The organism is Pseudohalioglobus sediminis (genome assembly GCF_008370495.1).
Taxonomy (GTDB): domain Bacteria; phylum Pseudomonadota; class Gammaproteobacteria; order Pseudomonadales; family Halieaceae; genus Halioglobus.
Window position 1 is genome coordinate 422,957 of sequence record NZ_VTUX01000002.1, and the last position, 20,958, is coordinate 443,914.

The window sequence follows — 20,958 nt, forward strand, 5'->3', positions numbered from 1 at the left end:
CATGCCCCCCCTCCCGGTCGACCCCCGTTACGACGAACTGGTCGGACTGATATACCAGGGGGCCCTGGAACCCAGGCCCTGGCAAAGCGCACTGCCCCGGCTGCGCGGGGTGCTTGATGCACAAGTGGCTTCACTGGTCCTGCGTCCGCCCTCGGAACAGGATCGCGGCGCCATACTCAACTGCGTGCGACCGGAACCCGGCGATGTCGAAGACACCCTGGCCGATCCCGATGCCTGGCAATCGGCCGCTTACCAGGAAGAGTTTTTTACCCTTGATCCCTTCATCAACCTGCCCCAGGACCAGGTAGTCGCACTCAGCGACATGCTCACCGAGCAGGAATTACTGGCCTCAGAATACTATCGACAGTACCTGGAACCGGTCGGCTTGTTCCATATACTGGGCGTCGATACCGGCGAACCCGGGGGCATGCTGGCGCGCCTGCGCTTTTCCAGACGCCGGGAAGAAGGCGACTTCAATGACGACGAGCGCAATCTGCTAAGCCTGGTAGCCCCGCACCTGCGCCGCGCCATCCAGATCTACGCCACGCTCAACCGCACTACATCGGAACGCGACATCTACGCGGGCGCTGTGTCGCAACTGGCCGTGGCCAGCATCATTCTCGACGAACAGGCCCGGGTCATCAGCGCCAATCCCGTTGCCCAGGCCCTGCTGGAGCAACAGGATGGGCTGTGGCTCAAGGACCAGCACCTGCAAGTGGCGGGACGCAATACCAATCGGGAATTGCAGCAGGCGGTGCAGGACATCATCCGTGCCCAGCATCGTGGAGAAGCCAGTGTGGTGCGTGCGCTGCGCGTGCCGCGAGCTGCGGGGCACTCGCCGCTGGGGCTGTTGGTGCGGCCGGTGCCGCCGTCGCAGGGGCGCGAGGGGCAGTCCAGCCCCTGTGCGGCCATTTTTATCTCCGACCCCGACCTGCACGAATCCGCAGACCGGCGGGCACTGGGTGAACTGTTCGAGTTAACACCCGCGGAGTGCAACCTGGCGATCCTGCTGGCACGAGGGCTCAGTCTCGCTGAAGCATCGGCTGCGCAGAGTATTTCCCAGCACACTGCCAGGGCCCAACTCAAATCCATATTTGCCAAGACCGGCGTATCGCGCCAGGCAGAACTGGTGCGCCTGGTCATCAAAAGCGTCGCGTCCCTGGGTTGAATGACACGGTTGACGTGGATCAACACCCGCTGATCCGGTTCCTGATAAGGTCCGCTTCATTGCAACCGGAAGCTGTACCCAGATGACCATAATGCCCAAAGACCTCGTCGCTTCTACCGCTTTACCAGCGAAGCACCAGGCGGAAATGGACCTCGCACGCAAATACGCGAGTCAGGGGCCGCGCTACACTTCTTACCCAACCGCACCGCAGTTCCGGCAGGATTTTCCGCTGCAGGGCTACCGCGACTGGCAGGGTCAGGATGGTGATCACAAGAGAGAGCCCCTGTCGCTTTACCTGCACATTCCCTTCTGTAACGACATCTGTTACTACTGCGCCTGCAACAAAATTGTTACTCGCGAGAAAAACGTGGCCCAGAATTACCTGGGTCACCTGCAACGCGAAATTGCCATGCAGGCAGAACTGGTCGGCAACCAGCGACCCATTACCCAGATGCACTGGGGAGGTGGCACGCCCACCTATCTTGATAACGCCCAGATCACCGAGCTGATGCACTTGCTGGCGAGCCACTTCAGGCTGCTGGACAAGGGCTACCGCGAGTACTCCATTGAGATAGACCCGCGCACCATCGAGACCAGCACCATTGCGCTGCTCAAAGGGGTGGGATTCAACCGCATCAGCCTGGGCATACAGGATTTTGACCCACTGGTGCAGAAATCTGTGAATCGTATTCAGCCTTTCTCCCAGATTGCCGCTCTGGTCAACAGCATCCGCAGCCACGATTTCCGCTCACTCAGCTTCGACCTGATCTATGGCCTGCCCCACCAGGACCGCTACAGCATGGCAGAGACCCTGCGCAAGGTGATCGAATTACGCCCTGACCGGATTGCCTGCTACAACTATGCGCACCTGCCGGAACGTTTCTCCAGCCAGCGTGCGATCGATCGACTCACACTGCCTGAACCCGACGAAAAACTGCTGCTGCACGAGATCATCAGTCACACCCTGCAGGAGGCCGGTTATCTCCACATCGGCATGGACCACTTCGTGCTGCCAGAGGACGAACTGGCACTGGCGCAGGTCGAGGGTCGGTTACAGCGCAATTTCCAGGGTTATTCACTGAAGATGGCCGACGACCTGCTCGGACTGGGCGTGTCCGCTATCAGCCAGATCGGCGACTTCTACCTGCAGAACGAACGCGAGCTGAATGGCTACTACAAATTGCTCGACGAGGGTGAACTGCCGATCACAAGAGGCTGCAAGGTCAGCGACGACGACAAGCTGCGGCGCCACATCATCATGACGCTGATCTCCGAGTTGAGGCTGGATATCATCGACTGCAACCGCCAGTTCGGGATCGATTTCGAGCAGCAGTTCGCACGTGAACTGGCGGGCCTGGCGCCGATGATAGCGGACGATCTGCTGACTTTGTCCGACTCTGCCATCGAGATCACACCACGCGGCAGGCCGTTCCTGCGCAATATCTGCATGCTCTTCGATGCCTACCTGGGCGCCCACAAAGGCGACGAACCGCCACCCAACTTCTCTGCAACTGTATAAATATTCACCAACAAAACAGAGTTACAGCACTTTAGGGTTTTCGACTATAATTGCCCCTGCAATATGCCAGGGGAAGTAGTATGACCAACATCGCCCAGTCCGGGGACGCCGCGTTGAAGCCTTGCACCCACGATTACCAGGTTAATTGTGGCAATTGTCGCCTTAACAGCATCTGTCTACCACTGGCGCTGGAAAGCGATGACATACAGCAACTGGACGACATCATCCAGCGCAGTAAACCCCTGCAAAAAAACCAGCACCTGTATCGCGAGGGCGATGAGTTCCAATCTGTGTTCGCGGTACGTTCCGGCACCCTCAAGGCCTACAAGACCACGGATGACGGTCGCGAGCAGGTCACCGGCTTCTACTTCCCGGGAGAGATCCTGGGCATGGACGGCATCAGCAACAACGCCCATGCATCCTCGGCCAAAGCCCTGGAGACCGCCGCCATTTGCGAGATCCCGTTTGTTTCGCTGGAGAAGCTCAGCGCGCTGATGCCCAACCTGCAGCGCCATTTCTTCCAGTTGATGAGCCACGAAATCACCGAAGACCAGCAACTGATCACGCTGCTGAGTAAAAACTCCGCCGACGAACGTGTGGCGGCGCTGATGCTCAGCATCTCCGGGCGCAACGCCCGACGCAAGCTCAGCGCCACACAATTTCGCCTACCCATGTCGCGCGTCGACATCGGCAACTATCTCGGGCTCACGGTGGAAACCGTGTCCCGGGTGTTCAGCCGCATGCAGAAAATGGAGGTTCTGCGGGTAGATAACAAGGAAATCGAGATTCTGGACCCGGACGGTCTCAGGAGCATCGCCAACCTGGGACAATGACCCTCGTTGCTGGTGCCCTGCTACCTTGATTCACATCAAGGTGATTGCCGCTGGAAGTCCTAGAATGCTAGCGCAAACAACCAGAGTACCTTTGGGGAGACCATAACCTAATGATTCAGCATACCTTCGGCTTGTTAGTTAAGCCCAGTTCCCAGTGGAAGACCGTCGGCGAGTTGTCTGAAAGCTCGTTTCGGACTCTTCTGTTATACCCCTGGATTCTGGCGATCATTCCAGCGGTAGCCTGGTACTACGGCACCACGCACGTGGGCTGGACGGTCGGTGATGGCGAAACCATCAAGCTGACCAAAGACAGCGCCATGACCATCTGTATTCTGTTCTATATCACCCAGGTCGTCTGCCTGGCCGCCATCGGCTACTTCATCCACTGGATGTCAGACACCTACGGCGCCGAATCCACTATCACCAAGGGCATCATCATCGCCTCACTGGCTGCCACCCCCCTGTTCCTGTTCGGCGCCGTGGGCTTTTATCCCATCCTGTGGCTGGACCTGCTCATCGGTATCGTCGCGGTCTGCTGGGCGGTCTACCTGATGTACCTCGGCATTCCCATCGTCATGGATATCCCCGAAGAGCGCGGTTTCCTGTTCTCGAGCGCGGTGATGGGTGTGGCCCTGGTGATACTCATCTGCCTGATGGTGGGTGCGGTGATTCTCTGGGACTTCGGTGCGGCACCGGCCTTTACCGATTGATAGCAAGGCCTTCGGGCCAGAACGATTTTGTTGTTTTTAGAAATCTGACTTTGGAATGAAACCATGAGCGAGCTTAACTCTGCACTGGAACATCCCACCTATAACTACAAGGTGGTACGCCAGTTTGCAATTATGACAGTCGTATGGGGCATTGTGGGCATGCTGGTGGGCGTACTGATCGCCGCCCAGCTGGCCTGGCCCCAGCTGAACCCCGGCCTGGAATGGCTGCACTTCGGGCGCCTGCGCCCCCTGCATACCAATGCAGTGATTTTCGCCTTCGGCGGCTGTGCGCTATTTGCCACCTCCTACTACATCGTGCAGCGCACGACCCAGGCCCGGCTGCTCTCGGACAAGCTGGCCGCGTTTACCTTCTGGGGCTGGCAGGCGGTCATCCTCGCGGCGGCCATTTCCCTGCCAATGGGCTGGACCAGCGGCAAGGAATACGCCGAACTGGAGTGGCCAATTGACATCCTTATCACCCTGGTGTGGGTGTCCTACGCCATCGTGTTCTTCGGCACCATCGTTAAACGCAAGGTGCAACACATCTACGTGGCCAACTGGTTCCTGGGTTCGTTCATCATTGCGGTAGCGATCCTGCACCTGATGAACAGCGCCGCCATCCCGGTCTCTGCCACCAAGTCTTACTCGGTATACGCCGGCACCGTGGACGCCATGGTGCAGTGGTGGTACGGGCACAACGCTGTGGGCTTCTTCCTGACCGCGGGTTTCCTGGGCATGATGTACTACTTCGTACCCAAGCAGGCCGAGCGTCCGGTTTACTCCTATCGCCTGTCCATTGTGCACTTCTGGGCCCTGGTGGCCGTCTACATCTGGGCCGGTCCGCACCACCTGCACTATACCGCCCTGCCCGACTGGGCACAGAGCCTGGGCATGGTGATGTCCCTGATCCTGCTGGCGCCCTCCTGGGGTGGCATGATCAACGGCATGATGACCCTCTCCGGTGCCTGGCACAAACTGCGCACCGACCCGATCCTGCGCTTCCTGGTGGTGAGCCTGTCGTTCTACGGCATGTCCACCTTCGAAGGCCCGATGATGTCCATCAAGACCGTGAACGCACTGTCTCACTACACCGACTGGACTATCGGCCACGTGCACTCTGGTGCCCTGGGCTGGGTGGCGATGATTTCCATCGGCTCGCTGTATCACCTGATTCCGATCCTGTTCGGCAAAGAGCGCATGTACAGCGTCGAACTGATCAACGTCCACTTCTGGATGTCCACCATCGGCACAGTGCTTTACATCGCCTCAATGTGGGTGAACGGCATCATGCAGGGCCTCATGTGGCGCGCCTACAACCAGGACGGCACCCTGACCTACAACTTCGTAGAGTCGGTGGCGGCCTCCTACCCCGGTTACGTGGTTCGCGTACTGGGCGGCGGCATCTTCTTCGCCGGCATGCTGGTCATGGCTTACAACGTCTATATGACCACCCGCAAGAATGTTGAACTGCAGCCGGCACCTGCCGCAGCCAGCGCAGCCTGAGGAGCGACAAGCAATGAAACATGAAGCAATTGAAACCAATGTCGGCCTGATGATGATCGGGATTGTCATTGCCCTGAGCTTTGGCACCCTGGTAGAGCTGGTTCCGCTGATGTTCATCAAGGAAACCAACGAGCCCATCGCCGGCCTCAAGCCACTGCCTGCGCTGGAGCTGGAGGGTCGTGACATCTACATACGCGAGGGCTGCAATACCTGCCACTCGCAAATGATTCGCCCCCTGCGCGCGGAGACCGAGCGCTACGGACACTACTCCGTTGCCGGTGAACACGTGTACGAGCACCCCTTCCTTTGGGGCTCCAAGCGCACCGGCCCGGACCTGGCTCGGGTGGGCCAGCGTTACAGTGACGACTGGCACCGCGCGCACATGTACAACCCGCGTGACGTGGTCCCCGAGTCCAACATGCCCGCCTTCCCCTGGCTTTTCGACAAGGAACTGTCCGGCGATAAAACCGGCAAGAAAATGGCCGCCCTGCGTGCCGTAGGGGTTCCCTACACCGACGAGGACATCGCCGGAGCCAAGGCGGCGGTTGAAGGCAGGAAAGAAATCGATGCCCTGGTTGCCTACCTGCAACAACTGGGCACCCTGCTGCAGACAAGGCGCTAGAAGCTATGGATATCAACGACCTCAGAGGCCTGAGCACGTTACTCCTGATGGTGACATTCATCGGGATGTGCTTCTGGGCTTACAGCAAAAAACGCAAAAAATCATTTGATGAAGCCGCCAACTTGCCATTCGCAGACGAGGAGCTGAATCAACGCACCATGCAGGAGGAAGGAAGGAATGGCTAGTTTCTGGAGTTTGTGGGTAATCATCCTCACATCCATCACCATCGTTCTGATCACGTGGGTGCTGTTCGCCAACCGCACCCGCGAGCAGAATACCGAGGGCAAAACCACCGGTCATATCTATGACGGCATCGAGGAGTACGACAATCCCCTCCCCGCCTGGTGGTTCATGATGTTCGTGCTCACCATCGTGTTCGGCATCGGCTACCTGATTGTCTACCCCGGCATGGGCAACTACCCTGGCCTGTTGGGCTGGACGCAAATCGAGCAGCATGAGAAAGAGGTCGCCGCTGCCGAGGCCCGCTATCGCGATATGCGCGACCGCTACCTGGCGATGCCGGTAGAGGAAATTGCCAAGGACCCCGCGGTGCGCAAGATGGGCGGACGTATTTTCGCCAACAATTGCGCGGTCTGCCACGGCAGTGACGCCAAGGGAGCCTACGGATTCCCCAACCTGACCGACGATGACTGGCTGTATGGCGGCTCACCCGAGGCTATCAAGACCACCCTGATCCAGGGCCGCAAGGCAGCGATGCCAGGCTGGGAAGCCATACTGGGAGACCAGGGCATTGCCGAAGCGACGGCCTATGTCCAGTCGCTGAGCGGTCGTGTCGTGGACGAGGGCCTTGCCGAGGCCGGCGCCAAGCACTTCCAGACCTATTGCGCGGCCTGTCACGGTGCCGACGGCAAGGGCAACTATGCACTGGGCGCGCCCAACCTGGCCAATGGCATCTGGTTGTACGGCGGCAGCACCGAGCAGATCAGCCACACCCTGCGCAAGGGCCGCAACGGCGTCATGCCAGCCTTTGCAGATACGCTCAGCGAGGACAAAATCCATATCCTCACCGCCTACGTGTACAGCCTCTCCCACTAAGACGGCTGCACTCTAGCCAAACCACGTTGTAGCGGGGCCTCACAAGAGGCCCCTCCTCTCACCACCCCGGATGTGAAGCATTATGTCCCAGACTGACAAAGATCTGATCGATCTTCAGGAAGTCGCGCCTGCAGAAGTCGGCGAAGTTGACCTCTACCAGCGGCGCGAACGAATCTACACGCGCAAAGTGGAGGGCTTTTTCCAGAAAGTCCGTCTCTACACGGGCTGGCCACTACTGCTCGGTTATTTCCTGCTGCCCTGGCTCAGTTGGAATGGACAGCAGGCAGTGCTGTTTGACCTGCCGGAACGCAAGTTCCACATACTCGGGCTAACCTTCTGGCCGCAGGATTTTCCCATGCTGGCCTTCCTGCTGATCATTGCGGCGTACTCGCTATTCGCGGTGACCACGTTTGCCGGCCGCATCTGGTGCGGCTATACCTGTCCGCAAACCGTGTGGACCACCATGTTCATGTGGGTGGAGCAGAAAACCGAGGGCAGTCGCAACCAGCGCATCAAACTCGACAAAGCGCCCATGTCGCTGCAAAAATTCACCAGGAAATTCATGAAGCACGCGGGCTGGCTGTTCATTGCCTTCATGACCGGCATGACCTTCGTCGGCTATTTTTACGGCATCAAGGAACTGGCAGTTGACCTGGCCACGCTGCAGGTAGCCGGTTGGGGCCTGTTCTGGACACTTTTCTTCACCGTGGCCACCTACATCAACGCAGGCTATATGCGTGAGCAGGTGTGCAAGTACATGTGCCCCTATGCCCGTTTCCAGTCAGTGATGTTCGACCAGGACACACTGATTGTGTCCTACGACAAGCAACGCGGCGACCCGCGCGGCAGCCGCAAGAAGACAGCAGACCCGAAAGATCTGGGCCTGGGCCACTGCATCGACTGCGAGCTGTGCGTACAGGTCTGCCCTACCGGTATCGATATCCGTGACGGGCTGCAATATGAATGCATCGGCTGTGCCCTGTGCGTCGACGCCTGCAACTCCGTTATGGACAAGATGGACTACCCGCGCGGCCTGGTACGTTACACCAGTGAACATGAACTGGGTGGTGGTACCACGCACTGGCTGCGCCCGCGCATCATCGGCTACGTGGTCGTGCTGTGCGTGATGATCGGGGTTTTCTCTTACAATATGTTTTCACGCATTCCACTGGAATTGACCATTATCCGTGATCGCAACCAGCTGTATGTGACGACAGACAGCGGCGCTGTTGATAACATATACACCCTGCAGCTGGTCAACATGGACCCGGAGAGCCACGTATTCGAGATCAGCATAGAAGGTCTGGATGCGGGCGAGATCATCGGTGACACGCGTTATGAGCTCAACGGCGGCGAGGTTCGCTCCATCAGCCTGCGGGTCAGGGCGCGTCCTGATGCACTGGATAAACCCAGTACCGCCTTTGATTTCCGGGCCCAGGCAACGGACAGGGAGTCCCTGCAAATCAGTCATGAATCCCGGTTTGTGAAACCGTTGTAGGAAAACTATGAGTAACCAGTTCCCTCGTGAGGACACCCAACCCTGGTACCGGCAGTTCTGGCCCTGGTTCCTGATTGCCCTACCCGCATTCGTGGTCGTGGCCGGCATCAACATGGTCTTCATAGCCCACGAGGGCGCCGATGACCTGGTCGTCGACGAGTACTACAAGGATGGCCTGGCCATCAATCGCAAGCTGGAGAAAAAACAACGCGCCGAGGAACTCGGCATCAGCGCCGATGTTGCCCTGACCAGCAGTGATGTCGTCGTTACGACCCGGGGTCCGGTGCAGGCAGAACAGCTCACCCTGCTGCTGTCTCACCCGCTGGAGTCGAATCGTGATTTCGAAGTGGCCCTGGTACAGAGCACCCCCGGTGAGTACCGGGGGCGCCTGCAATACCCCGTCGCTGAGCGTTGGCACTGGACCCTGATCTTCGAGGGTGAGGAAGCCTGGCGCCTGGACGGTTCTATCACCCGCGCAAATCTAAGCGCCGGGCACGGTGGCTGAGCCCCTTCACGCCGCCGCATCGGGCATCGACCCCTGTTACCATTGCGGCGAACCAGTACCCGCCGGCGCGCGTTTCGAGATAGAAATCGGCGGCGAGTCGCGGCCGATGTGCTGTCCTGGCTGTCGCGCCGTGGCCGGCATGATTGCCGCCAACGGCCTGGAAAGCTTCTACCAGCAGCGCACCGCCTACAGCGAGCGGCCCGCTGCCGCTGAATTCAGCCTCAACGATCAATACCTGATCTACGATGATGAAGACATGGCGGAACGCTTCTGCCAGCGCGAGACAGACGGCACCGTCACCGCGCGGCTGCTGCTCGGTGGCATCACCTGCGCCGCCTGTACCTGGCTGATCGAAAACTCCCTGGCACCGGTCACTGGCGTGGGCAGCGCGCTGGTCAACCTCCAACAGAGCCGGCTGGATGTGCGTTTCGATCCCGCCACTATCAAGCTGAGCGAAATATTTTCCCGGGTAGAGTCACTGGGTTATCGGCCTCGCCCTTTCCACGCCAGCACCCAGCGTGACCAGATGTCAGCCGACTACCGACGCGACCTGCGCCGTCTCGGGGTCGCCGGCTTTGGCATGATGCAGGTGGGCATGTTCGCCGTGGCCCTGCATGCCGGCGACATACAGGGCATTCAGGAGCAGTACCAGGGCTTGCTGCGCTGGTTCAGCCTGCTGGTCTCGAGTTTTGTCGTCTATTACTCGGCAAGCACCTTTTTTACCACAGCCTGGCGCCATCTGCGCCAGGGCGCCCTGGTGATGGACCTCCCGGTCGCGCTGGCGATCGGCCTGGCCTGGCTGGCCAGCGCCTGGGCCACGATCACCAACAGTGGCCAGGTCTATTTTGATTCCGTGGTGATGTTCACCTTCTTCCTGCTCCTGGGGCGCTTCATGGAAGCCAGGGTACGCCAGAAGCACAGCCTGACCTGGTTTGATGCCGAGAGCGCCCTGCCCGATGCGGTGAGCTGTGAGCGCGATGGCAGCTGGGTCACCGTGCCCAGGACCCAGGTTGGCGCAGGCGAGCGCGTGTTGCTGCGTCCCGGGGAAACCATAGCGGTAGACGCGGAAATCCTTTCCGGCGACAGCGCCGTGCGTGAAGACACATTCAACGGTGAACACCTGCCGCGGGCCGTGACCACGGGCGACACCGTTTACGCAGGCACGGTGAACGTGGAGGGCGCACTGGAAGCGCGGGTACTGGGAAGTTACCTGGAAAGCCGTCTCGCTGCCCTGCAGCAATCCGTGGAAGTCGCCCAAACCGAGAAACCCCGCCTGGCCCGACTGGCGGACCGCGTGGCCTCCTGGTTTGTTGCGGGCGTATTGCTGGTGACATCGGCCACAGCACTGGCGTGGCTGCAAATCGATTCGTCCCAGGCGCTGTGGGTGGCACTCTCGGTGCTGGTTATCAGTTGCCCCTGTGCACTGGCCCTGGCCACACCAGCGGCGCTGACTGCTGCGGCCAGTTCGCTGCGCGGCAGTGGCGTGATCGTGCGCGGGGAAAACGCCCTGGAGGCGCTCTCACGTACCACGCATTTGCTGTTCGACAAGACCGGCACACTGACCGAGGGGCAGTTGGAAGTCGCCCGGGTGGAGTTGCTGTCAGATGTCGAGCGCGAGCAGGTACTGGCCATCGCAGCGAGCCTGCAACGTTGGTCCAACCATCCCATCAGCCAGGCCTTCCAGGGCATTGAGGGCGCTCCCGGCTTCGAACAGGTCAACTACCACGTCGGCCAGGGCCTGAGCGGCAGGCAGGGCGGGATCGCCTACCGGATGGGCAGTGAGGCTTTCTGTCGCGCCTTCTGCCCTGCCCTGTCACCCGCCCCCGAGGCGCCGCTGTACTGGGTAGCGCTGTGCACGGCAGACAGGCAGTTGGCGTGGATCGGGCTCAGCGACAAGGTGCGCGATGAGGCCGCCGAGGTGATCCGGACAGCGAAGCAAGCGGAACTTGAAGTGGGGCTGCTTACCGGTGACAGTTCCGCGCAAGGTCCACTGCTGGCAGCCCAACTGGGCATAGACAGGGTGGACATCGGCCTGGAGCCGCAGCAGAAAATGCAGCATGTGCAGGCTTTGCAGGCGGATGGTGCAGTGGTCGGCATGGTCGGTGATGGACTCAATGACGCCCCTGTATTGAGCCTTGCCGATGCCTCTTTCGCCGTTGCCGGCGCCACTGACCTGGCGCGTACCCAGGCAGATTTCGTCATTGTAGGCGGTGATTTGAGTGCTGTGACCAGCACCTGGCGCAAAGCCCGCGCCTGTCGCCGTATCATATTGCAGAATTTCGGCTGGGCCCTGGGGTACAATCTGAGCGCTATCCCGCTGGCAGCCATGGGCTACGTGCCGCCGTGGGCCGCCGCAATCGGCATGTCACTGAGTTCCCTGCTGGTGGTGGCCAATTCACTGCGCCTGAATCGCGACTCAGGCTGAGAGGAGCCAATTCGTGGACAGTCTCTACCTGCTGATACCCGTTGCCCTGGTGTTTGTCGCCGTGGGCATCAAGCTGTTGCTATGGGCAATCGACAATGGCCAGTATGACGATCTCGACAAAGAGGCCTGGCGAATTATCGCCGAAGAGCAGAAACACGATGCAAAACATCAACCTGAAGAAGGCAAGCGGCAACAACCGTGAATGAAGTCACCCTGGTCAGCGCCTTCGCATTGGGACTCGCCGGCAGCGGTCACTGCCTGGGCATGTGCGGCGGCATCGCCGCAGCACTTAACCTCGGCGGGCAGCGCTCCCTGCCCGTCACCCTCTCCTATCACAGCGGGCGCATCCTCAGCTACACCTTGCTCGGTGGGCTGCTCGGGCTGATCGCCGGCAGTATCGACCTGGTGGCATGGACCATAGCCTTACGCTACCTGGCCGGAATCCTGCTGATCGGCATGGGCCTGTCGGTGGCCAACTGGTGGCAGGGCATGCAGTGGCTGGAAAGAGCGGGCAGCGCACTGTGGCGGCCCGTGCAGCGCTACTCTTCGCGGTTGCTGCCAATACGCAATCCTGCACAGGGGCTGGCCCTGGGGCTCTGCTGGGGACTGATGCCCTGCGGACTGATCTACTCGGCACTGGCCTGGTCAGCCACGTCCCAGGATGCGTTGACCGCCGCCAGCCTGATGTTCTTCTTCGGCCTGGGCACCTTGCCCGCCATGCTCGCAGTGAGCCTCGGGGCCGACAGGCTACAGGGTTTCCTGCGTCGTCGCGGCCTGAAGCTGTTCATCGCGATCATGCTGATCGTTTCCGGCGTCTGGACACTCTACCTGGTAGCCGCTCACGGTGACCACCTGCGTCACCGGGCGCCGGGAGCAGAGCCGATGATGGACCACTCCCAAATGGACCATTCCGGCATGGGCCACGGGGCGATGGACCACTCGAAAATGAAGCACCAGAACGCCGGCGCCGAAGCTGCACAGGAGTCCGCCGCACCGGCGGACAGCACCACAACCGGGACCGACACGGGGCACTCCTCAGGCCAGCATAACTGAACACCGGGCGGCTGCCGCTGTGCCGCGGCGGACTATCGTTTTTAGCGCCAGATAGTCTCTGCCCACCCCTTCAAATCACCGGGCCTTGCGGGTAAACTGAGCGCCGCGAATGAGCCCCACTATTCAAGAGGCATTGAGAGCATGACATTTGTTGTAGGCGAAGATTGTATCAACTGTAAGCACACGGACTGTGTGGAAGTTTGCCCGGTAGACTGTTTCTACGAGGGCCCCAATTTTCTGGTAATTCACCCGGACGAGTGTATCGACTGCGCCCTCTGTGAGCCTGAATGCCCTATCGATGCCATTTTCTCTGAAGATGAACTCCCGGAAGACCAGCAGGTGTTCCTCGAACTCAATGCCGAACTCGCAGAAGTATGGCCCTGTATTACCGAGATGAAAGACGCGATGCCCGATGCCGAGGAGTGGAAAGGCAAGCCCAACAAGCTGGCACTGCTGGAACGTTGACCTGCACGCCGCAGCAAAGCCCCGCCATTTGCGGGGCTTTTTTATGCCTGCCGAAAAAGCCTGCGACCCGGCCATCTCTCTTCCCGCACAGTTCACCCACTGGCATGAATAACATATTCCCCGGCTACGGAACGCCGGGATGAGCGTCGCTGTCCTGCTCCTGGCGGGTGGTCGATCCCGGCGCTATGGCACCGACAAACGCCGCGCAACACTGCACAACGGTGTGACACTACTCAGGCAATCGATTGACAATGCACTGGCCAGCGGCCTGGAGGTGTGGGTCTGCCTGCGCGCCGATGACACCGGGATGGCAAGCGAAATAGCCAGCCTCGGCGCCCGGGCGCTGCTGTGCGCAAGTAGTGATAAAGGCATGGCACATACTCTCGCGGAAGGCGTCAGCAAAGGCATATTGCCCCTACCGGGTAACACAGGATTACTGGTCGCGCTGGGCGACATGCCCTGCATCCGCCCAGCCACTTTCGGCGCAGTGGCGGAAAAGCTCACGCCCCACAACATCTGCCTACCGCAGTGGCGCCGGCAGAGCGGCCATCCCGTGGGTTTTGGCCGCGACTTCTATCCAGCTATCACCGCGCTCAGTGGAGATCGCGGCGCACGCGCGATACTCGCCCGGTACAGCGAATCGGTCCAATACATCCCGGTGACAGATCCGGGCATTGTCCTCGATGTCGACCGGCCTGGCGATATGCCCGGCCAGGGGCCTGTTCAAACTACCTGAATTGAACCTGCTTACAGCGGATGCAGGCGCACGGGCAGGGATTCATAGCCTTTCACGAAATTGGAATGCACACGCTGCGGTTCGCCAACGACTTCTACGAAACGGAATCGCTGCATGATTTCTTCCCACAGGATGCGCAACTGCATCTCGGCAAGGCGATTGCCCATACAGCGGTGCACGCCGAAGCCGAAAGAGATATGGTGGCGCGGATTTTCCCTGTCGATGATGAACTGGTCGGGATTGTCGATAGTGCGCTCGTCCCGGTTGCCGGACATATACCACATCACCACCTTGTCATCCTTCCTGATCTGCTGGCCGCCAAATTCCAGGTCGCGCGTTGCACGGCGGCGCATGTGCGCCAGCGGCGTCTGCCAGCGAATAATTTCCGAGACCATGGATGGGATGAGGCCAGGGTCGGCGCGCAGTTTGTCGTATTCCGCGGGAAACTCATTCAATGCCAGGACACCGCCGGTAGCAGAATTGCGGGTGGTATCGTTGCCGCCGACGATCAGCAGCATCAGGTTGCCGATAAACTCCATGGGCCGGTCCACCATATCGGCGGTGTTTTCGTCCCGCTGTAACAGGCTGATCAGGTCGAAACCCTCACTTCCCGCGGCCTTGCGCTCGTGCCAGAGTTGGGTAAACGTGGCGAGACAGTCCATCAGGCCGTCATAGCGCTCCTGGGGATCGACCTGCCCGCCAGTCATCTCTGGCAGCCCGGCGGCAATATCAGACCAGTAGGTCAACTTGGCGCGGTCCTCGAAAGGAAAATCAAACAGCGTCGCCAGCATCTGGGTAGTCAGGTTTATCGAAACCGCGTCCACCCAGTCGAACGTCTCTCCCACCGGCAGGCCATCGAGAATGTTGCAGACGCGACTGCGAATCAGCACTTCCATCTCGGCGAGGTTCTTCGGCGCCACCACACCCTGCACTGCCCTGCGTTGTTCATCGTGCTTTGGCGGATCCATGGCGATGAACATCTCCGCGGGGATATCCTCACTGACGTCACCGATGAGTATGGTGGGCTCGGAAGAGAAATCTGCGAAATTACTGTCGACGGCGACAATGTCCTCGAAACGGGTAATGGACCAGAAAGGCCCAAAAGGGCTGTCTGCCTGGTAGTGCACCGGGGATTCGTTGCGCAGACGCGCAAAATAACCGTGCCAGGTATCATCGCGCAGCAAACGCGGGTCACTGAAGTCAATCTGGTCAAGGGGCGTGTTTTCGGGGTCGGGCATGGGGGCTATCTGGTTCATTATATTTTCTCCTGCAGCGTTGCCATCACATCTGGTATTCGGGCATGCGCACTACCATGCCGTCCATGTCGTCGGTCACTTCAATCTGGCAACTCAGTCGCGAGTTGTCGGCCTGGTCCGGGCGCATGGACAACATGGCGTTCTCCAGCCCGTTACTTTCACCTGAAACCGCCTGCCAGCCCGGCTCCACGAAAACATGGCAGGTGCCGCAGGCGCAGGCGCCACCGCAGTCTGCGTCGATTCCGGGTATGCCGTTGTCGATAGCGTTAAGCATCAGTGACTTGCCTACCTCGGCATCTATTGTATGGTCAGTCCCGTTGAACTCGACGAGAGTGATTCTGGGCATGTCAGGTCTCCACTGGTTATGTTGTACACAGTGTAGTCGCGCCGGTTGATTTGGGGAGGTCATTTTTTGACATGCAGGGGTCATTTTGTGACAATATCGTACGATCATCGACGAAAGACGCCATGCCAGATTCGCTCGGCAACTACCTGATCCCCACCAGTTACTCGCGTATTGTGGCGCGGGAACTCGGCCTGCAGGAACGCGAACTGCCACGACTACTGGAGGGCACTGGCCTGCCTCCCCATGTGTTGCTGGCCGGTGATGAGAGCCGCATTAGCGGACAGCAGCAGTTGCAGGTGATGACCAATGCCCGGCGTATCAGCAACGACCCCGCGTTTGGCCTGCGCCTCGGCAGCCAGCTGACCCCCCGCTCCCACGGCCCGATCGGTTATCTCGCCCTGTCCAGCCCAGACCTGCTGACGGCGCTGAAATCGCTGCGTGATTTCCTGCCTATCCGTATCCCGTTTGCCCAGGTCGACCTGCACGAGCAGGGCCAGTCAATGGCCTGTGACCTGACCATACTGCTGCCGGCACCGACGACGCAACTGCGCATGCTGGTCGAGTGTTTCGCGCTGGTGATTCAATCCCTGGTAGAAAGTTTCCTTGGCAGGGAACTGCGCGAGGCCAGCATACACTTCGAGTACGATCGCCCGGCCTACGGCGACCGTTACGAAAAATATATTCACTCGGAACTGCACTTTGCCCAGCCTGCCAGCCGCGTCGTATTGCCAGCACACCTGCTAACCGAGGCCAACCCGGAAGGCGATGCCAATTCCTACGCCGCCGCAAGGGACATGTGCGCTGCACTACTTGAACAGGTGCCTGTTACCGCGCTGTCGATGACCGACCGCGTGAAACGTTTCCTGCTGGCGCAACCCGCAGGCAGCGTCAATGAAGAGAATGTGGCTCGGTCACTGTATATCTCGCGTCGCACCCTCGCCCGGCGATTGCAGGCGGAAGGCTCCAGCTACCGGCGCATACGGGAAGATATGATGGCAGAAATGGCGGCCGTGCAGCTGCGCCAGGGCCAGCTCAGCGTGGAATCCATTGCCGTATTACTGGGTTACCATGACAGCGCCAACTTTCGCCGTGCCTTCCGACGCTGGTATGGCTGCTCGCCACAGTCTTTCCGCGATGGTGTAAAACCTGAGTGACGCGTTATAGTGTAGTGCAACGACACGAAACAGAGGCTCTGCGCCATGGACAACAAACTCGTCGCCCTGATCATATCCATCCTGCTCCCGCCACTGGCTGTTTACGCCAAACGCGGTGCAGGCAAGGATCTGGTTATCAATCTGCTGCTGTGCATACTGATGTGGGTGCCCGGGGTTTTGCACGCTATCTGGCTTACGGTGCTGTGAACGCAGGCACTGTGGTAGCGTCTACCCAAAGGCCTGATGGTTCATTGGTCGCGGACTAAATGTTTGCTGATCACCGCACAGACACTATACTTAGGCATGCGGGCTCAACAAAGGAACTGTTTGCGCCTCAATGCCATAAGCGTCCAGGCTCTCGATGCCGTTGGCGTATCACACGCACAACATGAGAGCTAACCTGGGGTGTGAGGTACCGACATGGATTTTTCATTATACAAAGATAACTTTTCGCGCTTTGGCCTGGCCAAAGGCAGTTATTCCCTGGCCTATGCCGGCACCAACAAACTCTTCTACTTCAAGGTCCTGCAGGGTATGACTATCACCATGGAGGACCTGGATCCGAAGTTTCTGGATATCGATGAACGTTTCTCCTGCGGCTTTCTGACCCCGGAAGAGTTGCGCCTGTTCGCTGAGGACGAATCCTGCGAGATGCCGCCAAGCTTTGTGGAAGATGCACTGTCGCGAGGTGATCAGTGCTTTGGCATCAAGGAAGGTGAGGTGCTGGCGAGTTACGGTTGGTACTCCGTCATTCCGACACCTATTTCCGATGAGTTGGAGCTTCACTTCAATGGCGATTGGACGTACATGTACAAGGGCTACACACGCTCCTCGCACCGAGGGCAGCGGCTGCACGCGGTCGGAATGGCACTGGCTCTGGAGGCGTTCACCAAACAGGGCGCAAAGGGCCTGATTTCCTATGTAGAAACCTCAAACTATCGATCGCTGCACTCCTGCGAGAGGATGGGTTACAGGAATTTCGGCAAGGTCACCATCGCCAAGCCGTTTGGAAAATACATCATCAGGGCGCAAAAAGCCTGCACACCCTACGGATTTTACGTCAAGCAGATCGCCGGCGAGTCAAATCATTCCGCCCCTGAACCGGGATACCGGGATAAGCAGGGCGCCTGATATCAGACCGGGCGACGCTGCTACAATCAGCTTGAGCGCTGTTTGACAAATTGCTCAATCGCGTTGACTGTGCGGAAGTTGTCCAGATCAATGTCCTCAAAGGCAACCGAAATATTAAACTCTCTCTCGAGATGCATTATCAGTTCCACCAGCATCAGGGAATCGATTAATCCGGTCTCGATCAGGTCCGTGTCGGAGCTCGGAACCCTTATATTCAGCTGCTGCTCAAACAGGTCCGTTATACCGTTGATGGCTTCTACGGTGACATTCATGTCTCTCTATCTCCTATCATCTTCCCGATTCGCGTTATCAATGAAAATTTGTCTCAATCGCGGTCGGTCTATCTTCCCATTCACGTTCTTCGGCAGAACTTCGAGTCGCTCCCATTTTGACGGTAACATGTAGTTGGGAACAATCTGCATGAGATCCTGCCTGACAAGGGCATGCGAATTGGGCGGCAGCTCGTTTGATGTATAGGCACAACAGATCGTGGTACCTTCAAAGCCCTCTGCTTCTACACCCACCACTGCCAGTTCACCAAGATACTTCAGCGAATGCAGTGCGGACTCTATCTCGCCCAGCTCTATACGATAACCGCGACTCTTGACCTGGCTGTCGGCACGCCCCGAGTAATGGAACAGGCCTTCGGCATCAAACCACCCGAGATCTCCGGTCTTGTAAATGCGATCGCCGGGCACACCAAGTGCATCATTGTGCAGGAATGCTGCATTGGTCTTTTCTTCATCCCGCCAGTAACCCGGGCTTAGCCCGACACCACTGATATACAGGTCGCCTATCTCACCTTCTTTGGCGATCCGGAAACGCTCATCAAGCACCAGAAGTTGCTCGCCATCGCAGGGCGTACCGATCGGTACGTCGTCCTGGTCACTCGCGGGACAGGCAGGCAAGGTATAGTAGCTGCTCGCTATGGTGGCCTCGGTGGGACCATAGAGATTGGTGAACTCAACATGCGGCAATCGTTGCATCCAGTACCTCAGAGTCGGCGTTGGCAGCACCTCTCCACACCAGATCAACCGTTTTAAATTCGGCAACTCCTTGTCACGTAGCGCATCAAACTTTGCCATGTAGTTCAGTATGGATGGCACGCTGAACCATTGTGTCAGCTCAGATTCCTCGATCCAGGACGCCAGCGCAGGGGCAAGCAGGTTCATTCGCGCCGGCACTGGATACAGCGTTGCACCAACACTCAGCGTGCCAAAAATATCCATCGTAGAGAGATCGAAGTGCAGCGGAGGGTGCCCTGACATTCTATCATCGGCACTATAGCCGAAGTACTCGACCAGCCAACTCAGGAACGAACTGACGTTGCGGTGAGTGATAATTACCCCTTTGGGCACACCCGTCGATCCCGACGTAAACAGGATATGTGCCGGACCGTCCACTGACATGTCACGTGTGCTGCGCTCGGATGCATAGTTTACGAGGTCTTTGAAAGATCCAGCATGGGTGAATGCGCCCGGCTCCGCCGGCTCACTGGAAACGGCAAATACACGAGGTTGCGCTGCCTGATCGGAGCGTAATTCAGACAATACCTTGACACTCTCAGCGCTGGCGAAAATCAATGTCGGCTCACAGGCATCAATGATCTTCTGGCTGCGCGCGGCAGGGCTATCGAGATCTAGCGGCACATACACTCCGCCTACTTTCAGGGTGGCGAGCATGCAAATAACCGCGTCTACGCTCTTGGGCAATAGCAAGCAGGCTCGATCACCCTCGACCATGCCCATTTCTTCCAGTGCCGATGCCAGACGATTCGATTGTGATTCTAGCTGCGCATAGGTGACAACTGCATCGTCACACACGATGGCTGCTTTATCCGGTGTTCGCTGTGCCTGCGAAGCCACCAACATTTCCAGACGCTTCACTGTCATGCCGTTGCTACCACTCTTGCCTGATCAAATACTTTCGATATGTGTTCCAACTCCTCAATAGAGTCGGGAATGTCCAATATAAACGTTTCAAAACCGAACCCGATATAACTCGCAATCAGATTGCTGACTTCATCGTAGGTGCCAACAAGATAGGGGCAGAAAGTCTTGTAGTTGTGAAACGGGCCCAGCCAGTAAGGGGATGCTGCCTGCGGGCCACCCTCCGGTCGTTCGGAAAGTTGTTTGTGCCATAAGGAATCAGAAGATTTCATCGCCATCTGGTGGGTCAGCTGCCCCTTTCTATCCTCGGGAAACCTTGCCAGCGCCACCTGCCATGCTTCTTCGTTGGTTTCTCGCGCGATGATACCCACACGCACGCCAACAGGACCCTGGGCCTCCTCCGGCACACCGCTCTCTTCATCCGGGGGCTTGGGATAGCGAATTGCCACCGCATCAATAGCAGCGGCAGCCGCCATGCCGGCGTCACTTGATCCGGAGATGGTTACACCGGGGACCAGATCCTCGCGGATCGGGGGCGCCATTTTCAGGTTTTTAACCGTGTAGTACTTGCCATCAACGGTGACTGGCTCGGCGTTCTGCAGAAGCTGTCTTACGATGAGAGTGTATTCTACCAATCGATCGTACCGCTCGTCGTGTGGTGTCTCGTCGCCCAACGCCAGCAGATCGTTCACAAAACCACCCGCCACCATATTGATCCAAAGACGCCGGCCATACAAATAAGCGAAGGTGGACAACTTCTTCGCGACTGTATAGGGATGCATATAGGCGGGCTGAACAGCGACCAGTGGTGACAGGGTTTCTGTATTCTCCACGACGATCTGGGCTACTTCCCAAGGATCGACAATGCCGTTGTCAGTGTAAACAAGAATCCCCTCACAACCAAAACGCTCACTCCATTTGGCAACTTCAATCACGCGGTCTCTATAGATTGTGCTGTCTACATCCTTGGATTGCGGACAGGTTGAAAAAATCTTTATCGCGCTCATTGTCTTCTCCTCGCCTTCCCTGCCGTTATCTTGGCGACCTCAAATACTACACAACGGCGTGTCATCGCCGTGGCACCGAACC

At 58.6% G+C, this 20,958-nt stretch carries 23 protein-coding genes; 18 read left to right on the top strand and 5 right to left on the bottom strand.

The genetic code is table 11. The annotated features are described in order from the left end of the window. The first annotated feature begins 1 nt into the window (after position 1). The 15 genes from F0M18_RS19945 (at position 2) to F0M18_RS05955 (ending at position 14,093) form a co-directional block, all read left to right on the top strand. The gene (locus F0M18_RS19945; protein WP_188109609.1) at positions 2-1,168 is read left to right on the top strand and encodes a helix-turn-helix transcriptional regulator; all 1,167 of its coding nucleotides are present in this window, start codon (positions 2-4) and stop codon (positions 1,166-1,168) included. A gap of 91 nt (positions 1,169-1,259) precedes the next feature. Then, complete coding sequence (gene hemN, locus F0M18_RS05890; protein WP_149610473.1) at positions 1,260-2,687, top strand: oxygen-independent coproporphyrinogen III oxidase; 1,428 nt, start codon at positions 1,260-1,262, stop codon at positions 2,685-2,687. Between the two features lie 80 nt (positions 2,688-2,767). Next, positions 2,768-3,520, top strand: a complete 753-nt coding sequence (gene fnr / locus F0M18_RS05895) for a fumarate/nitrate reduction transcriptional regulator Fnr (RefSeq protein ID WP_149610474.1) — start codon at positions 2,768-2,770, stop codon at positions 3,518-3,520. A gap of 110 nt (positions 3,521-3,630) precedes the next feature. Beyond that, positions 3,631-4,230: a Yip1 family protein gene (locus tag F0M18_RS05900; RefSeq protein ID WP_149610475.1), complete on the top strand. Its 600-nt coding sequence runs from the start codon at positions 3,631-3,633 to the stop codon at positions 4,228-4,230. A 63-nt stretch (positions 4,231-4,293) separates the two neighbouring features. Next, positions 4,294-5,733 (top strand): cytochrome-c oxidase, cbb3-type subunit I, encoded by a 1,440-nt coding sequence (gene ccoN / locus F0M18_RS05905; RefSeq protein WP_149610476.1) that lies wholly within the window; start codon positions 4,294-4,296, stop codon positions 5,731-5,733. A 13-nt stretch (positions 5,734-5,746) separates the two neighbouring features. Beyond that, positions 5,747-6,355: a cytochrome-c oxidase, cbb3-type subunit II gene (gene ccoO / locus F0M18_RS05910; RefSeq protein WP_149610477.1), complete on the top strand. Its 609-nt coding sequence runs from the start codon at positions 5,747-5,749 to the stop codon at positions 6,353-6,355. Between the two features lie 5 nt (positions 6,356-6,360). Further along, complete coding sequence (locus tag F0M18_RS05915; RefSeq protein ID WP_149610478.1) at positions 6,361-6,540, top strand: cbb3-type cytochrome oxidase subunit 3; 180 nt, start codon at positions 6,361-6,363, stop codon at positions 6,538-6,540. Further along, positions 6,533-7,411 carry a cytochrome-c oxidase, cbb3-type subunit III gene (gene ccoP, locus F0M18_RS05920; protein WP_149610479.1) on the top strand — a complete coding sequence of 293 codons (879 nt, stop codon included), beginning with the start codon at positions 6,533-6,535 and terminating at the stop codon, positions 7,409-7,411. Before F0M18_RS05915 ends, ccoP begins: the two co-directional genes overlap by 8 nt. An 82-nt stretch (positions 7,412-7,493) precedes the next feature. Next, positions 7,494-8,909, top strand: a complete 1,416-nt coding sequence (gene ccoG, locus F0M18_RS05925; RefSeq protein WP_149610480.1) for a cytochrome c oxidase accessory protein CcoG — start codon at positions 7,494-7,496, stop codon at positions 8,907-8,909. A 7-nt stretch (positions 8,910-8,916) separates the two neighbouring features. Next, positions 8,917-9,414: a FixH family protein gene (locus F0M18_RS05930; protein WP_149610481.1), complete on the top strand. Its 498-nt coding sequence runs from the start codon at positions 8,917-8,919 to the stop codon at positions 9,412-9,414. Continuing rightward, positions 9,407-11,839, top strand: coding sequence for a heavy metal translocating P-type ATPase (locus F0M18_RS05935; protein WP_149610482.1), 2,433 nt, complete (start codon positions 9,407-9,409; stop codon positions 11,837-11,839). Before F0M18_RS05930 ends, F0M18_RS05935 begins: the two co-directional genes overlap by 8 nt. Before the next feature lie 13 nt (positions 11,840-11,852). Further along, a complete protein-coding gene (gene ccoS / locus F0M18_RS05940) occupies positions 11,853-12,041 on the top strand; it encodes a cbb3-type cytochrome oxidase assembly protein CcoS (RefSeq protein ID WP_149610483.1) in 189 nt (62 codons plus the stop codon). After that, positions 12,038-12,892, top strand: a complete 855-nt coding sequence (locus tag F0M18_RS05945) for a sulfite exporter TauE/SafE family protein (protein WP_262500844.1) — start codon at positions 12,038-12,040, stop codon at positions 12,890-12,892. Before ccoS ends, F0M18_RS05945 begins: the two co-directional genes overlap by 4 nt. A gap of 141 nt (positions 12,893-13,033) precedes the next feature. Further along, entirely contained in the window at positions 13,034-13,357 is a 324-nt protein-coding gene (fdxA, locus tag F0M18_RS05950; protein WP_149610484.1) for a ferredoxin FdxA, read from the top strand. 139 nt (positions 13,358-13,496) lie between these two features. Further along, entirely contained in the window at positions 13,497-14,093 is a 597-nt protein-coding gene (locus F0M18_RS05955) for a nucleotidyltransferase family protein (RefSeq protein ID WP_149610485.1), read from the top strand. Between the two features lie 11 nt (positions 14,094-14,104). On the opposite strand, the gene F0M18_RS05960 is transcribed toward F0M18_RS05955, so the two are convergent. Beyond that, the gene (locus F0M18_RS05960; protein ID WP_149610486.1) at positions 14,105-15,349 is read right to left on the bottom strand and encodes a cytochrome P450; all 1,245 of its coding nucleotides are present in this window, start codon (positions 15,347-15,349) and stop codon (positions 14,105-14,107) included. Between the two features lie 25 nt (positions 15,350-15,374). After that, positions 15,375-15,695, bottom strand: coding sequence for a 2Fe-2S iron-sulfur cluster-binding protein (locus F0M18_RS05965; RefSeq protein ID WP_149610487.1), 321 nt, complete (start codon positions 15,693-15,695; stop codon positions 15,375-15,377). Between the two features lie 122 nt (positions 15,696-15,817). On the opposite strand from F0M18_RS05965, the gene F0M18_RS05970 reads away from it, so the two are divergent. The 3 genes from F0M18_RS05970 to F0M18_RS05980 all read left to right on the top strand — a co-directional run bounded on the left by F0M18_RS05970 (position 15,818) and on the right by F0M18_RS05980 (position 17,980). Next, a complete protein-coding gene (locus F0M18_RS05970; protein ID WP_188109611.1) occupies positions 15,818-16,849 on the top strand; it encodes an AraC family transcriptional regulator in 1,032 nt (343 codons plus the stop codon). 45 nt (positions 16,850-16,894) lie between these two features. Then, entirely contained in the window at positions 16,895-17,056 is a 162-nt protein-coding gene (locus tag F0M18_RS05975; RefSeq protein ID WP_149610489.1) for a YqaE/Pmp3 family membrane protein, read from the top strand. Positions 17,057-17,269: 213 nt separating this feature from the next. Continuing rightward, positions 17,270-17,980, top strand: coding sequence for a GNAT family N-acetyltransferase (locus tag F0M18_RS05980; RefSeq protein ID WP_149610490.1), 711 nt, complete (start codon positions 17,270-17,272; stop codon positions 17,978-17,980). Between the two features lie 26 nt (positions 17,981-18,006). On the opposite strand, the gene F0M18_RS05985 is transcribed toward F0M18_RS05980, so the two are convergent. Genes F0M18_RS05985 through F0M18_RS05995 form a run of 3 tightly spaced genes read right to left on the bottom strand, consistent with a single transcriptional unit; the run spans position 18,007 to position 20,876 of the window. Then, a complete protein-coding gene (locus F0M18_RS05985) occupies positions 18,007-18,252 on the bottom strand; it encodes an acyl carrier protein (RefSeq protein WP_149610491.1) in 246 nt (81 codons plus the stop codon). 6 nt (positions 18,253-18,258) lie between these two features. Then, entirely contained in the window at positions 18,259-19,872 is a 1,614-nt protein-coding gene (locus F0M18_RS05990; RefSeq protein WP_149610492.1) for an amino acid adenylation domain-containing protein, read from the bottom strand. Then, positions 19,869-20,876 carry an LLM class flavin-dependent oxidoreductase gene (locus F0M18_RS05995; protein ID WP_188109612.1) on the bottom strand — a complete coding sequence of 336 codons (1,008 nt, stop codon included), beginning with the start codon at positions 20,874-20,876 and terminating at the stop codon, positions 19,869-19,871. Before F0M18_RS05995 ends, F0M18_RS05990 begins: the two co-directional genes overlap by 4 nt. Positions 20,877-20,958: the final 82 nt, after the last annotated feature.

Excerpts from the sequence above, each read along its gene's own strand:
- hemN (WP_149610473.1), top strand. The coding sequence starts at position 1,260 with ATGCCCAAAGACCTCGTCGCTTCTACCGCTTTACCAGCGAAGCACCAG.
- F0M18_RS05990 (WP_149610492.1), bottom strand. The coding sequence starts at position 19,872 with ATGACAGTGAAGCGTCTGGAAATGTTGGTGGCTTCGCAGGCACAGCGA.
- ccoN (WP_149610476.1), top strand. The coding sequence starts at position 4,294 with ATGAGCGAGCTTAACTCTGCACTGGAACATCCCACCTATAACTACAAG.
- ccoP (WP_149610479.1), top strand. The coding sequence starts at position 6,533 with ATGGCTAGTTTCTGGAGTTTGTGGGTAATCATCCTCACATCCATCACC.
- fdxA (WP_149610484.1), top strand. The coding sequence starts at position 13,034 with ATGACATTTGTTGTAGGCGAAGATTGTATCAACTGTAAGCACACGGAC.
- ccoO (WP_149610477.1), top strand. The coding sequence starts at position 5,747 with ATGAAACATGAAGCAATTGAAACCAATGTCGGCCTGATGATGATCGGG.
- F0M18_RS05995 (WP_188109612.1), bottom strand. The coding sequence starts at position 20,876 with ATGAGCGCGATAAAGATTTTTTCAACCTGTCCGCAATCCAAGGATGTA.
- F0M18_RS05965 (WP_149610487.1), bottom strand. The coding sequence starts at position 15,695 with ATGCCCAGAATCACTCTCGTCGAGTTCAACGGGACTGACCATACAATA.
- F0M18_RS05955 (WP_149610485.1), top strand. The coding sequence starts at position 13,497 with ATGAGCGTCGCTGTCCTGCTCCTGGCGGGTGGTCGATCCCGGCGCTAT.
- F0M18_RS05985 (WP_149610491.1), bottom strand. The coding sequence starts at position 18,252 with ATGAATGTCACCGTAGAAGCCATCAACGGTATAACGGACCTGTTTGAG.
- F0M18_RS05930 (WP_149610481.1), top strand. The coding sequence starts at position 8,917 with ATGAGTAACCAGTTCCCTCGTGAGGACACCCAACCCTGGTACCGGCAG.
- F0M18_RS05915 (WP_149610478.1), top strand. The coding sequence starts at position 6,361 with ATGGATATCAACGACCTCAGAGGCCTGAGCACGTTACTCCTGATGGTG.
- ccoG (WP_149610480.1), top strand. The coding sequence starts at position 7,494 with ATGTCCCAGACTGACAAAGATCTGATCGATCTTCAGGAAGTCGCGCCT.
- F0M18_RS05900 (WP_149610475.1), top strand. The coding sequence starts at position 3,631 with ATGATTCAGCATACCTTCGGCTTGTTAGTTAAGCCCAGTTCCCAGTGG.
- F0M18_RS19945 (WP_188109609.1), top strand. The coding sequence starts at position 2 with ATGCCCCCCCTCCCGGTCGACCCCCGTTACGACGAACTGGTCGGACTG.
- F0M18_RS05980 (WP_149610490.1), top strand. The coding sequence starts at position 17,270 with ATGGATTTTTCATTATACAAAGATAACTTTTCGCGCTTTGGCCTGGCC.
- F0M18_RS05975 (WP_149610489.1), top strand. The coding sequence starts at position 16,895 with ATGGACAACAAACTCGTCGCCCTGATCATATCCATCCTGCTCCCGCCA.
- F0M18_RS05960 (WP_149610486.1), bottom strand. The coding sequence starts at position 15,349 with ATGAACCAGATAGCCCCCATGCCCGACCCCGAAAACACGCCCCTTGAC.
- F0M18_RS05970 (WP_188109611.1), top strand. The coding sequence starts at position 15,818 with ATGCCAGATTCGCTCGGCAACTACCTGATCCCCACCAGTTACTCGCGT.
- fnr (WP_149610474.1), top strand. The coding sequence starts at position 2,768 with ATGACCAACATCGCCCAGTCCGGGGACGCCGCGTTGAAGCCTTGCACC.